Origin of the sequence: Pseudomonas sp. LH1G9 (assembly GCF_002949975.1) — a bacterium.
Taxonomy (GTDB): Bacteria; Pseudomonadota; Gammaproteobacteria; order Pseudomonadales; family Pseudomonadaceae; genus Aquipseudomonas; species Aquipseudomonas veronii.
This window is the reverse complement of sequence record NZ_CP026880.1, coordinates 4,988,496-5,003,979: the sequence shown is the minus strand read 5'-3', so window position 1 is coordinate 5,003,979 and position 15,484 is coordinate 4,988,496. Positions and strand designations below refer to the sequence as shown.

Here is a 15,484-nt window from a genome sequence, read left to right as displayed (position 1 = left end):
ATCAATGTGACATTACCGGGCGGATTGTTTAGGATGGCGCCAAATAGGTCAATACCTTGACGGAAAAGTAATTCGTCGAGCGAAACACCAAATTATTGACGCCAAATTTTTTACATGGGTTTAACGTACTCCAGCTATCGAATCGGCACTAGAGAGAAAGGCCGGTCTCCATGATGGATGCCCCCTGAACGGTAATACACGGAGAGTCTTTTATGAGCAGCGTTGCGGTCGTCAAAAGCATTGTCGGTCAAGTGTTTGCGGTATCCCCGGAAGGGATTCGTCGCCTGCTGGTAGAAGGGGATCGTTTGTTTGCAGGGGAGCAGGTGGAAACCGGTCCTGCCGGCTCCGTGTCGTTGGAGCTTGCCGATGGCCGCACCCTTGACCTGGGGCGCGACACGCAATGGAGCGCGAACACGCCTGACTCAGTGACCGACCTGAGTGCCGCCACTGCCCAGGAAGCACCCTCTGTTGCCGAACTGCAGCAAGCCATCGCTGCCGGTGCCGACCCGACCCAAGACCTTGAAGCCACTGCTGCCGGCCCGACTGCCGCTGGTGCGGACGGCGCCGTGGGCGGTGGCCACAGCTTTGTCGTGCTGGAGGCCACCGCAGGCACGGTTGACCCTACTATCGGTTATCCAACGAACGGCTTGAATGCCGCTGATGCCGCGACCGGCCTGTTCACTGCCGCTGCCGATAACAGCCTCGATCCGCGCAGCGTCACCATCACCTTGACCGCCACGCCGAGCATCACCGAAGCCGGCGGCGTCGTGGTTTACACCGTGTTTGTCACCCAGGCGCCGACCAGTGACCTGACCGTCACCTTGTCCAACGGCTTGTCTGTCGTGGTCCCCGCCGGCCAGACCGCGGGCGCGCTGAACGTCACGTTCGCGGGCAATGACACGCCTTACCTGGATGCTTCGTCGATCTCCGCCACCATCACCGGCACGTCCGGCGGCGGCAACCTGATCATCACCACCGACCCGGCGCCGGCGGTTACGCAGATCAATGACACCATCGACACCACCACCGTCACGCTGAGCGCGAACGCGTCGGTCGATGAGGGCGGCAAGATCGTCTATACCGCGACCGTGAACAACGCCGCGCAGACCGACGTCACCATCACGCTGTCCAACAACACCACCATCACCATCGAAGCCGGTAAAACCACGGGCACCGTCAGCGTCGATACGCCGGCAAACCTGGCCGACGGCAAAGACCTGAGCGTCAGCGCCACCATTACCGGTGCAAGCGGCGGTAACTACGAAAACCTGGCGATCAACCCGGAAGCCGCCACTACCACCGTGATCGCTGTCGACAACCCGAGCGTGCTGGTCGCAGACACCAACACGGTTGCCGAGGAGCAGGTTGCCACTGGCAACGTGCTGAGCAATGACAGCGACATCGACAACGTGCTGACCGTCGCGACGTTCACCGTTGGCGGCACCACGTATAACGCAGGCCAAACCGCCATTGTCGAAGGTGTCGGTACCGTCACCATCGGTGCGGATGGCGCGTATGCGTTTACCCCGGTCAAGGATTACAACGGTGAAGTGCCGCAAATCGGCTACACCACCAATACCGGTTCGAGCAGCACGCTGGACGTGACGGTGACGCCGGTTAACGACGCGCCGGTGGCAGTGGTGGTCGCAGCGAACGGAACTGAAGATCCGGCCCAGGGCATTGCGGTCAAACTGAGTGCGACCGATGGGGATGGCTTGGCGAACGTGAAATCGTTCACTGTCGGCACGCCAACCAATGGCACGTTCTACACTGACGCGGCCATGACCAAACCGGTGACTGGCTCGATCGACGCGGTCAACGGCGAAGCCACGATTTACTTCAAGCCGAACGAAAACTTCAACGGCACCGCGAATTTCACCTATACCGCCACCGACAGCGGCAACGCTGACGGCAGCAACCCGCTGACCTCTGCCCCGGCTAACGGCACTGTCACTGTGACGGCGGTCAACGATGCACCGGAAGCGATCGCGACCACTGCAACCGGGACTGAAGATCCAAGCGTAGGCATTGCGGTCAAGCTGAGCGCGACCGATGGGGATGGCCTGGCGAACGTGAAATCGTTCACCGTCGGCGAGTCGGCCAACGGCACGTTCTACACCGACGCAGCCATGACCAAGCCGGTGACTGGCGCGATTGACGCGGTCAATGGCGAAGCCACCGTGTACTTCAAGCCGAACGAGAACTTCAACGGCACCGCGAACTTCACCTATACCGCGACCGACAGCGGCAACGCGGATGGCAGCAACCCGCTGACCTCTGCGCCGGCTAACGGCACTGTCACTGTGACGGCGGTCAACGACGCGCCTGAGGCTGTGGCGACCACTGCGACCGGTTCTGAAGATTCGGTCCAGGGTATTGAAGTCAAGCTTTCGGCCACCGACGTAGACGGCGTGGACAACGTGAAATCGTTCACTGTCGGCACGCCAACCAATGGCACGTTCTACACCGATGCTGCCATGACCAAACCGGTGACTGGCTCGATCGACGCGGTCAACGGCGAAGCGACTGTTTACTTCAAGCCAAACGAAAACTTCAACGGCACCGCGAATTTCACTTATACCGCGACCGACAGCGGCAACGCTGATGGCAGCAATCCGCTGACCTCGACTCCAGCCAACGGCACCATCACTGTCACTGCGGTGAACGACGCGCCGGTGGCTGTGGCGACCACTGCGACCGGTTCTGAAGATCCGGCCCAGGGCATCGAAGTCAAGCTTTCGGCCACTGATATCGATGGCGTGGAGAACGTGAAATCGTTCACCGTCGGCACGCCTACCAACGGCACGTTCTACACCGACGCGGCCATGACCAAGCCGGTTACCGGCTCGATCGACGCGGTCAACGGCGAAGCCACGGTTTACTTCAAACCGAACGAAAACTTCAACGGCACCGCGAATTTCACCTACACCGCGACCGACAGTGGCAATGCTGACGGCAGCAACCCGCTGACTTCTACTCCGGCCAACGGCACCATCACCGTGACTCCGGTCAACGATGCACCAGAAGCTGTCGCCACTACCGCGACCGGTTCTGAAGATCCGGCCCAGGGCATCGAAGTCAAGCTTTCGGCCACTGATATCGATGGCGTGGAGAACGTGAAATCGTTCACCGTCGGCACGCCAACCAATGGCACGTTCTATACCGACGCGGCCATGACCAAGCCGGTGACCGGCTCGATCGACGCGGTCAACGGCGAAGCCACGGTTTACTTCAAGCCGAACGAAAACTTCAACGGCACCGCAAACTTCACCTACACCGCGACCGACAGCGGCAATGCTGATGGCACCAACCCGCTGACTTCTACTCCGGCCAACGGCACTATCACCGTGACTCCGGTCAACGACGCGCCGGTCGCAGCACCGACCACCGCAACGGGTTCCGAAGATCCGGTTCAAGGCATCGAAGTCAAACTGAGCGCCACTGACGTAGATGGCGTGGCAGACGTGAAATCGTTCACCGTCGGCACGCCAACCAACGGCACGTTCTACACCGACGCTGCCATGACCAAGCCGGTAACCGGCTCGATTGACGCAGTCAACGGCGAAGCGACCGTTTACTTCAAGCCAAACGAAAACTTCAACGGCACCGCCAACTTCACCTACACCGCCACCGACGGTGGCATTGCTGACGGCGGCAGCCCGCTGACCTCGGCTCCGGCCAACGGCACTATCACCGTGACCCCGGTCAACGATGCGCCGGTCGCCGCACCGACCACCGCAACGGGTTCTGAAGATCCGGTTCAAGGCATCGAAGTCAAACTGAGCGCCACTGACGTAGACGGCGTGACAGACGTGAAATCCTTCACCGTCGGCACGCCAACCAACGGCACCTTCTACACCGACGCTGCCATGACCAAGCCGGTAACCGGCTCGATTGACGCAGTCAACGGCGAAGCCACCGTTTACTTCAAGCCAAACGCGAACTTCAACGGCACCGCGAACTTCACCTACACCGCCACCGACGGCGGTATCGCTGACGGCGGCAGCCCGCTGACCTCAGCGCCTGCTAACGGCACCATCACCGTGACTGCGGTGAACGACGCGCCAGTAGCGGCACCGACCACCGCAACGGGTTCCGAAGATCCGGTTCAAGGCATCGAAGTCAAACTGAGCGCGACCGACGTAGACGGCGTGACAGACGTGAAATCCTTCACCGTCGGCACACCAACCAACGGCACGTTCTACACCGATGCCGCCATGACCAAGCCAGTGACTGGCTCGATTGATGCCGTCAACGGCGAAGCCACGGTGTACTTCAAGCCGAACGCGAACTTCAACGGCACCGCGAACTTCACTTACACCGCGACCGACGGTGGCATTGCCGACGGCGGCAGCCCGCTGACCTCAGCACCTGCCAACGGCACCATCACCGTAACTCCGGTCAACGACGCGCCTGTGGCTGCGGCCACTACCGCGACCGGTGCTGAAGATCCAAGCGTAGGTATCGCGGTCAAACTGAGCGCGACCGACGTAGACGGCGTGGCAGACGTGAAATCCTTCACCGTCGGCACCCCAACCAACGGCACCTTCTACACCGACGCGGCCATGACCAAGCCGGTAACCGGCTCGATCGACGCGGTCAACGGCGAAGCCACCGTTTACTTCAAGCCAAACGAAAACTTCAACGGCACCGCGAACTTCACCTACACCGCCACCGACGGCGGCATTGCTGGCGGCGGCAGCCCGCTGACCTCTGCGCCTGCTAACGGCACCATCACCGTGACCCCGGTCAACGATGCGCCAGTGGCTGTGACCACTACCGCGACCGGTGCTGAAGACCCAAGCGTAGGTATCGCGGTCAAACTGAGCGCGACCGACGTAGACGGCGTGACAGACGTGAAATCCTTCACCGTCGGCACGCCAACCAACGGCACGTTCTACACCGACGCGGCGATGACCAAGCCAGTGACTGGCTCGATTGAAGCCGTCAACGGCGAAGCCACCGTTTACTTCAAGCCGAACGCGAACTTCAACGGCACCGCGAACTTCACCTACACCGCCACCGACGGCGGCATTGCTGGCGGCGGCAGCCCGCTGACCTCGGCTCCAGCCAACGGCACCATCACCGTGACTCCGGTCAACGATGCACCGGTCGCCGAACCGACCACAGCAACGGGTTCCGAAGATCCGGTTCAAGGCATCGAAGTCAAACTGAGCGCGACCGACGTAGACGGCGTGGCAGACGTGAAATCCTTCACCGTCGGCACCCCAACCAACGGCACCTTCTACACCGACGCGGCCATGACCAAGCCGGTAACCGGCTCGATCGACGCGGTCAACGGCGAAGCCACCGTTTACTTCAAGCCAAACGAAAACTTCAACGGCACCGCGAACTTCACCTACACCGCCACCGACGGCGGCATTGCTGGCGGCGGCAGCCCGCTGACCTCGGCTCCAGCCAACGGCACCATCACCGTGACTGCGGTGAACGACGCTCCGGTACTGGGCAACGCCTCGACCAACGCATTCGGCGACACCTATATTGAAGGCAAGCCTGGCGGCTACGTGGCGGCGAACCTGACCGTCAGCGACGTCGACAACGGCACCCTGCAAAGCGCCAAAGTCACACTCGTCAACCACCTGGCAGACGATGTGCTGATCGCAGATGTCAGCAACACCAAAATTGCAGTCAGCTACGACAAGGCCACTGGCATCTTGACCTTGTCCGGTGAGGCCACCACGGCTGAGTACCAGGAAGTCCTGCGTTCGGTACACTTCGCCAGCGAAAGCGAGAACCCGGACCCGGCCAATCGCACCCTGACCATCACCGTCAACGACGGCCAGCTGGATTCGGCGCCTGTCACCTCCGTGGTGTACGTGGTTCCGGTGAACGATCCGCCTGAGGTCAAGTTCGACAGCACCACATTCACTGAGCAAAAAGACGCAGTCGCGCTGGTCGAAAACCTGACCATCAAAGACGTCGACAACACCACCTTCAGCAAAGTCGTGGTCACCGTCGACCACCTGGCTGCAGGTGATTTGCTCAGCAATACCGATGTGCTCAAGGCCCTGGCCGTTGCCGGGATCACCATCACCCAGAGCGGCAGCGCCGCCGACGGGAAAATCGTCTACACCCTCACCAGCGACTCGAAGGCCGGCAGCAGCGCCGCCGACTTCGTCAAACTGGTTGAAGCCATCACCTTCCAGAGCCCGGGCAATAACCCTGTCGGTACCGATCGTACCGTCACCATCGATGTGACTGACAACGGTGGCGGCAACCTGGATCGCGAACCGCCGGAAACCGGCAGCGCCACCGGCAAGGTCACTATCGACCTGTTCAACGACGCCCCGACTGCATCGGCCGACAACACCACCGCCGATGAAGACCATACCGCCAAGATCGTGCTGGACGGCAAGGATGTGGACGGTACCGTCTCCAGCTTTGTCATCACCACCTTGCCGGAAAATGGCAAGCTGTACAGCGATGCCACGCTGCAAACCGAACTCAAAGTCGGCGACTCGGTGCCGGCGGGTGCCGACGGCAAGGCCGCGGTTTACTTCGCCCCGACCGGCGACTGGAGCGGCAAAACCGAGGTGACGTTCACTGCGGTCGACAACGGCGGTAAATCGAGCGCCGTAACGACGGCCGACATCACGATCGCGCCGGTTACCGACACTCCGCACCTGGGCCTGCTCGGCGGCGGCCCTGTGACCTCGATCAACTTCGACAGCGCCAACCTCAATGGTTCGTGGGGCATCGTCGGGGTAAATGACGCCAACAACGCGCCTGTCAATGGCACCCCGAGCACTCCGTGGCTCACGGGGAATGCCGGCGGCCAAGTCGAAATCGGCCAAAGCAGCAACTACGGCGTAGAGACCCCAGGCAACAGCCAGGTCATCGAGCTTGAGAAAAACGCCGGCGACGACTCCAGCCTGTACACCATCATCAAGGCAGAAGCCGGCACGGCGTACACCATCTCGGTCGACTACTCGCCGCGTGCGGGCGCCGAGAACAATTCGGTGATCGACGTATTCTGGGGCGGCGTCAAAGTCGGCACCCTGGATACCACCACCGTCGGCATGAAGACTTACACCTTCGTCGTGCCGGTCACCGCTGACGGCGATGCCAAACTCGAGTTCAAAGCCCCGGCCGGGGATGCAAACAACTCGTTGGGCGGTGTGCTGGACAACATCAACGTCACCCAGGTGCTGAACACCGGCCTGGAAGACCATGCGATCAAGCTGTCGACCATCGACGCATACGCCACCGACAAGGATGGCTCCGAGACGCTCAAGCTGGAAGTCGGTGGCATACCGCTCAACGCGACCATCTCCGATGGCACGCCGGGCCACACCTTCACCGCGACGGCTGGCAATCAAAGCGTCGACATCAGCAACTGGAACAAGGCCACCCTGGTCTTCACCCCGGCGGAAAACGCCAACGGCCTGGTGAACCTCACCGTCACCGCCACCGCGCAGGACGGCACGGCTGATCCGAAGTCCGAGTCGATCACCCTGCCGATCAACGTGATTGCCGTTAACGATGCGCCAGAAGCTATCGCGACTACCGCGACCGGTTCCGAAGATCCGGTTCAAGGTATCGAAGTCAAACTTTCGGCTACTGATATCGATGGCGTGGAGAACGTGAAATCGTTCGCGATTGGTACGTCGACCAGCGGTACGTTCTATACCGATGCGGCGATGACCAAACCAGTGACCGGCTCGATCGATGCCATCAACGGCGAAGCCACGGTTTACTTCAAGCCAAATGCGAACTTCAACGGCACGGCGAACTTCACCTATACCGCCACCGACAGTGGCAATGCTGACGGCAGCAACCCGCTGACCTCGGCGCCTGCCAATGGCACCATCACTGTGACTGCGGTGAACGATGCGCCGGTTGCCGCACCGACCACTGCAACGGGTTCCGAAGATCCGGTCCAGGGTATCGAAGTTAAGCTTTCGGCCACTGACGTAGACGGCGTGGCGGACGTGAAATCGTTCACCGTCGGTACGCCTACCAATGGCACGTTCTACACCGATGCGGCTATGACCAAGCCGGTGACTGGCTCGATTGATGCCGTCAACGGCGAAGCCACGGTGTACTTCAAGCCGAACGCGAACTTCAACGGCACGGCGAACTTCACCTACACCGCCACCGACGGCGGCATTGCTGACGGCGGTAGCCCGCTGACGTCGGCGCCTGCCAATGGCACTATCACCGTGACTGCGGTGAACGACGCGCCGGTTGCCGCACCGACCACCGCAACGGGTTCCGAAGATCCGGTCCAGGGTATCGAAGTTAAGCTTTCGGCCACTGACGTAGATGGCGTGGCGGACGTGAAATCGTTCACCGTCGGTACGCCTACCAATGGCACGTTCTACACCGATGCGGCGATGACCAAGCCAGTGACTGGCTCGATTGATGCCGTCAACGGCGAAGCCACGGTGTACTTCAAGCCGAACGCGAACTTCAACGGCACGGCGAACTTCACTTACACCGCCACCGACGGCGGTATTGCCGACGGCGGCAGCCCGCTGACCTCAGCGCCTGCCAACGGCACCATCACCGTGACTGCGGTGAACGACGCGCCGGTTGCCGCACCGACCACCGCAACGGGTTCCGAAGATCCGGTTCAAGGCATCGAAGTCAAACTGAGCGCCACTGACGTAGACGGCGTGGCGGACGTGAAATCCTTCACCGTCGGCACGCCAACCAACGGCACTTTCTACACCGACGCCGCCATGACCAAGCCGGTAACCGGCTCGATCGACGCGGTCAACGGCGAAGCCACCGTTTACTTCAAGCCAAACGAAAACTTCAACGGCACGGCGAACTTCACCTACACCGCGACCGACGGCGGTATCGCTGACGGCGGCAGCCCGCTGACCTCAGCGCCTGCCAACGGCACCATCACCGTGACTGCGGTGAACGACGCGCCGGTCGCAGCACCGACCACTGCAACGGGTTCTGAAGATCCGGTTCAAGGCATCGAAGTCAAACTGAGCGCCACTGACGTAGACGGCGTGGCGGACGTGAAATCGTTCACCGTCGGCACGCCTACCAACGGCACTTTCTACACCGACGCCGCCATGACCAAGCCAGTGACTGGCTCGATTGATGCCGTCAACGGCGAAGCCACCGTTTACTTCAAGCCAAACGAAAACTTCAACGGCACGGCGAACTTCACCTACACCGCGACCGACGGCGGTATCGCTGACGGCGGCAGCCCGCTGACCTCAGCGCCTGCCAACGGCACCATCACCGTGACTGCGGTGAACGACGCGCCGGTCGCAGCACCGACCACTGCAACGGGTTCTGAAGATCCGGTTCAAGGCATCGAAGTCAAACTGAGCGCCACTGACGTAGACGGCGTGGCGGACGTGAAATCGTTCACCGTCGGCACGCCTACCAACGGCACGTTCTACACCGATGCGGCCATGACCAAGCCAGTGACTGGCTCGATTGATGCCGTCAACGGCGAAGCCACGGTGTACTTCAAGCCAAACGCGAACTTCAACGGCACCGCGAACTTCACCTACACCGCCACCGACGGCGGTATTGCTGACGGCGGCAACCCGCTGACCTCGGCACCTGCCAACGGCACCATCACCGTGACTCCGGTCAACGACGCGCCTGTGGCTGTGGCCACTACTGCGACCGGTGCTGAAGATCCAAGCGTAGGTATCGCGGTCAAACTGAGCGCCACCGACGTAGACGGCGTGGCAGACGTGAAATCCTTCACCGTCGGCACCCCAACCAACGGCACCTTCTACACCGACGCGGCGATGACTAAACCGGTGACCGGTTCCATTGACGCGGTCAACGGCGAAGCGACCGTTTACTTCAAGCCGAACGCGAACTTCAACGGCACCGCGAACTTCACTTACACCGCCACCGACGGCGGTATCGCTGACGGCGGCAGCCCGCTGACCTCTGCGCCTGCTAACGGCACCATCACCGTGACCCCGGTCAACGATGCGCCAGTGGCTGTGACCACTACCGCGACCGGTGCTGAAGACCCAAGCGTAGGTATCGCGGTCAAACTGAGCGCGACCGACGTAGACGGTGTGGCAGACGTGAAATCCTTCACCGTCGGCACGCCAACCAACGGCACCTTCTACACCGACGCGGCGATGACCAAACCGGTGACCGGCGCTATTGATGCGGTCAACGGCGAAGCGACTGTTTACTTCAAGCCAAACGAAAACTTCAACGGCACCGCGAACTTCACCTACACCGCCACCGACGGCGGTATCGCCGACGGCGGCAGCCCGCTGACCTCAGCTCCAGCCAACGGCACCATCACCGTAACTCCGGTCAACGATGCGCCGACTGCGAGCAATGGCTACGTCGAAAGCAACGAAGACACCCCAGTCGAGCTGAAATGGTCGACGTTCGGGGTCAACGATGTGGATTCCACGGACCTGAAAGTCGTCTTCACCAGCCTGCCCAACGGTGCCATCGAGTACAAAGTCGACGGTGTCTGGGTCAAGCTCAGCGCGGCTGATCTGAAAACCGATACGTCGCCGGGCAAGGCCTTCAGCCAGGCCGACTTCGACAATCACAATGTGCGTTACAGCCCAGCGGCCAACGAGTCGGGCGATAACAGCTTCGGCAACGCCGGCGTCGGTAACAAGCAGGGTGATTACACCGAGCTGAAGTTCCAGGCGACCGACGGCCAGCTCAACAGCGATACGAAAACCATCACCGTGGATATCCACCCAGTGACGGACGTTCCTGTCGTGACCGTCGGCGCATTCGGTGACGTGCCAACCGGCTTGACCATTCAAACCTGGACCGGCGGCAACCTGCCGGGTGCATTGGGTACGAACGGCAATGGGGTTGTTCAGTCCAGCGATTTGATCCGGGTCATCAACGCCCAAACGCCTGACAGCGCAGCCTCCACGGGTGTGACCGCCAACGTGAGCAACGCTAATGTGGTGGAACTCACCGCGACCAAAGTCTCCGGCCTGATTTACCTGGAAGCCGGCAAGAGCTACAGCTTCACCGGCAGCGCCGATGACAGCCTGGCGGTTACCGTCGGCGGCAAGTTGGTGTCGACCGAGACCTGGAGCCAGGGCACCGGGATCAACGCAACCCCCTTTACGCCGACAGAGTCGGGTTATTACACCCTCGACATCTATCACTACAACCAGGCCGGCCCGGGCAACTACGACGTCAATGTCTCGATCAACAACGGCCCGTCGATGGCGTTGGGCAGCAGCGGCGTGCAGACCTATACCAGCCTGGAAGCGTTGAAAGCCGCCGGGGCGGTGTTTGACGATGCTCATGTGGTCAACGGAGAAGGTTATTACACCGGCTACGTTTATAACCACGGCCTGGAAGACACTGCGATCAAGATCAGCCCGATCACGACCACGTTTGTCGACAATGACCAGTCGGAATCGCACAAGGTAGAAATCAGCGGCCTGCCTGAAGGCGCTGTCATCACCGACGGCGCCACGGGCCACAGCTATACCTCGACGGGTGCGACCACCCAGTACGATGTCAGCAATTGGAACCTGGCTACCCTGACCGTCACTCCAGCCAAGGATGCGACTGCCAATTTCGATCTGACTGTGACGGCAACGGCCAAAGAGTTGAGCACGCAGGTTGAAGAAGTCACGACTGGCAAGGTGAGCGTGGTGATCACTGCGGTCAACGACGCGCCGGTGGCTGTGGCCACCACTGCGACGGGTGCTGAAGACCCAAGCGTAGGTATCGCGGTCAAACTGAGCGCGACCGACGTAGACGGCTTGGCGAACGTGAAATCGTTCACCGTCGGCACGTCGACCAACGGCACCTTCTACACCGACGCGGCCATGACCAAACCTGTGACCGGCGCGATTACCGCGGTCAACGGCGAAGCCACCGTGTACTTCAAGCCGAACGCGAACTTCAACGGCACGGCGAACTTCACCTACACCGCGACCGACGGCGGCAACGCTGACGGCAGCAACGTACTGACCTCGCCAGCCGCCAACGGCAGTATCACCGTGACTCCGGTCAACGATGCGCCGGTTGCAGCGGCAACCACTGCGACCGGTGCTGAAGATCCAAGCGTAGGTATCGCGGTCAAGCTGAGCGCGACCGACGTCGATGGCCTGACCAACGTCAAGTCGTTCACCGTCGGCACGCCAACCAATGGCACCTTCTACACCGACGCGGCCATGACCAAAGCGGTGACCGGCGCGATTACCGCGGTCAACGGCGAAGCCACGGTTTACTTCAAGCCGAACGCGAACTTCAACGGCACGGCGAACTTCACCTACACCGCGACCGACGGCGGCAATGCTGACGGCAGCAACGTACTGACCTCGCCAGCAGCCAACGGCAGCATCACCGTGACCCCGGTCAACGATGCGCCAGTGGCTGCGGCAACCACCGCGACCGGTGCTGAAGATCCAAGCGTAGGCATCGCGGTCAAGCTGTCCGCCACCGACGTCGATGGCCTGACCAACGTCAAGTCGTTCACCGTCGGCACGCCAACCAATGGCACCTTCTACACCGACGCGGCGATGACCAAAGCGGTGACCGGCGCCATTAACGCTGTCAACGGCGAAGCCACGGTTTACTTCAAACCGAACGCGAACTTCAACGGCACGGCGAACTTCACCTACACCGCCACCGACAGCGGCAACGCTAACGGCAGCAACGTACTGACCTCGCCAGCAGCCAACGGCACCATCACCGTGACCCCGGTCAACGATGCGCCGGTTGCAGCGGCAACCACCGCGACCGGTGCTGAAGATCCAAGCGTAGGCATCGCGGTCAAGCTGTCCGCCACCGACGTCGATGGCCTGACCAACGTCAAGTCGTTCACCGTCGGCACGCCAACCAATGGCACCTTCTACACCGACGCGGCGATGACCAAAGCGGTGACCGGTGCGATTACCGCGGTCAACGGCGAAGCCACCGTGTACTTCAAGCCGAACACGAACTTCAACGGCACGGCGAATTTCACCTACACCGCCACCGACAGCGGCAACGCTGACGGCAGCAACGTACTGACCTCGCCAGCAGCCAACGGCAGCATCACCGTGACCCCGGTCAACGATGCGCCGGTTGCAGCGGCAACCGCCGCGACCGGAGCTGAAGATCCAAGCGTGGGTATTGCGGTCAAGCTGAGCGCGACCGACGTAGACGGCCTGGCGAACGTGAAATCGTTCACCGTTGGCACGCCAACCAATGGCACCTTCTACACCGACGCAGCGATGACCAAACCGGTGACCGGCGCGATTACTGCGGTCAACGGCGAAGCCACGGTTTACTTCAAACCGAACGCGAACTTCAACGGCACGGCGAACTTCACCTACACCGCCGCCGACAGCGGCAACGCTAACGGCAGCAATCCGCTGACCTCGGCCCCGGCCAACGGCACTATCACCGTGACCTCGGTCAACGACGCACCGACCCTGGACCTGAGCACCACAGACGGTTCCGTCCTCACCAGCTACAGCACGGCCTACTCGGAGCGCAGTACGGGTGGGATAGCGATCACCGGCAACGTAGCCATCGGTGACGTCGACAGCAGCCAGATGCAAAGCGCGACCATCACCTTGAAAAACGCCAGCGCGGGCGACCAGCTCAGCTCGAGCCTGGTGACCGTGGGCGGTACTTACAACGGCGTCACCCTGACCAGCGTCGGCACCGACGTCAGTGGCAAAATCGTCCTGACCCTGTCGGGCGCGGCTGACACGGCCACCTACAAGTCGTTGCTCGAGTCGTTCCAGTACTCCAGCACCAGCAAGTATCCGACCACGGGTGATCGCACTGTCGAGATCGCCGTGAAGGACAACGCAGGCGCTGACAGCCTGAGTTCGTCGGTGGCCACCAGCACCATTACCGTTACGCCACAGACTTATGTGGTGACGGAAGGCGGCGGCACCGCCGATGTCGTCGACCTGAGCAGTACCTCGGCCAACAACATGGTGGTCGGTGACAAAGGCGGCATCGTCAATGCCGGCAGCAACTACAACATTGCCTTTATCGTCGATACCTCGGGCAGTATCGGCAGCAGTGCGATGAAGTCGATCAAGGCGCAGCTTGCGAGCGTGTTCGATACCTTGATCAGCAATGCCGGTAAAAGCGACTCGGGTGTTGTGAAGGTACTGCTGGTCGACTTCGATACGCGGGTTGAAGCGCAGGTCTCGGTCAACCTCGCCGACAAGGACGCCGCTAAAGCGGCCTTGCAGGCTGTGTTGACTCAGATGACGTCAAAATCGAGCGACATGACCAACTATCAGGATGCGTTCAACGCCGCCACCAACTGGTTCAAAGGCGACGAAGCCACGAGCAATGTGGGTGCAAAAAACCTGACGTACTTCATTACCGACGGTGAGCCGAACGTATACACCAGTGTTGATGGCAACCCTTACCTGGGCTGGACCGGTTGGAATGGCTCGGATGTTTACTTTGATAGCGTCGTCAACAACTCCAACTACGTTTTGGGTCAGAGCACCCCGGTCACCGCGACAATCAACGGCAGGACGCAGGTGATTGTCGATGGCGACGGCAACGTCTATTCCTACTATAACGGCTATAGAAACTACGAAGGCACCGTGGTGGCCAACAGCAGCGGCGGCTTTGACGTGGCGTCGGTCTACAACGATTCCAGCAACGCCATGAGCAACGCCAAGTCGGCCTATTCCGATCTGGTCAACGCGGTTCCAGGCAAGGTTGTCGTCGAGGCCATCGGTCTGGGCTCGAACATTGATACCGCTGTGCTCAAGCAGTTTGATACCGATCATAACGTCTCCACGATCGACACCGCGAAGCTGGCGGATGCCATCACCGGCCACGCGGCCGATACCGGCGCCGACACCCTCACCGGTGGTTCGGGCAACGACATTCTGTTCGGCGATCTGATCAGCTACAACAACCTTGAAGGCAGTGCTGCACTCAAGGCGTTCGCGGCCGACAAACTGGCCACGACCGTCGATCACATCGATGACCGTACCTTGCACCAGTTCATCACCGAGCACGTCGCTGACGTGGGTGCATTGGCCAGCGCGTCGAACATCTACGGCACCAACGACGGCGCTGACAAGCTGATCGGCAACGCCGGCGACGACATTCTGTTCGGCCAAGGCGGTAACGACGTGCTCAACGGCGGGGCGGGTAACGACATCCTGGTGGGCGGCAAGGGCAATGACACCCTCACCGGCGGCGCGGGGGCGGATACCTTCGTGTGGCTCAAAGGGGATACCAACACCGGGACTGGCGTCGATACCATCACCGACTTCAAGCACAGCGAAGGCGATAAGTTGGACCTGTCTGATTTGCTGCAAGGCAATAACGACACCAACCTGACCAACTACCTGAAGTTGAGCACCGACTCGGCGGGCAACTCGACGCTGAGTGTCAGCAGCAGCGGTTCGTTCACGGCGCAGGGTGGCGGTACGGCCGATGTTACGATCAAGGTCGATGGCGCCAGCTGGGGCAGTGGCAGTGCCGCGATCAACAGCCTGATCGCCGGTGGTGATCTGACCGTCAAGCATCACGACTGATCACCCTGGAG

General features: G+C 61.0%; 1 protein-coding gene. It reads left to right on the top strand.

Annotated features, from left to right (window positions below):
- The first annotated feature begins 212 nt into the window (after positions 1–212).
- Entirely contained in the window at positions 213–15,473 is a 15,261-nt protein-coding gene (locus C5F70_RS23090; protein WP_104904107.1) for a retention module-containing protein, read from the top strand.
- The last annotated feature ends 11 nt before the right edge of the window (positions 15,474–15,484 follow it).

Bases quoted from the DNA above. Each gene is read 5' to 3' on its own strand.
- C5F70_RS23090 (WP_104904107.1), top strand. From the start codon at position 213: ATGAGCAGCGTTGCGGTCGTCAAAAGCATTGTCGGTCAAGTGTTTGCG.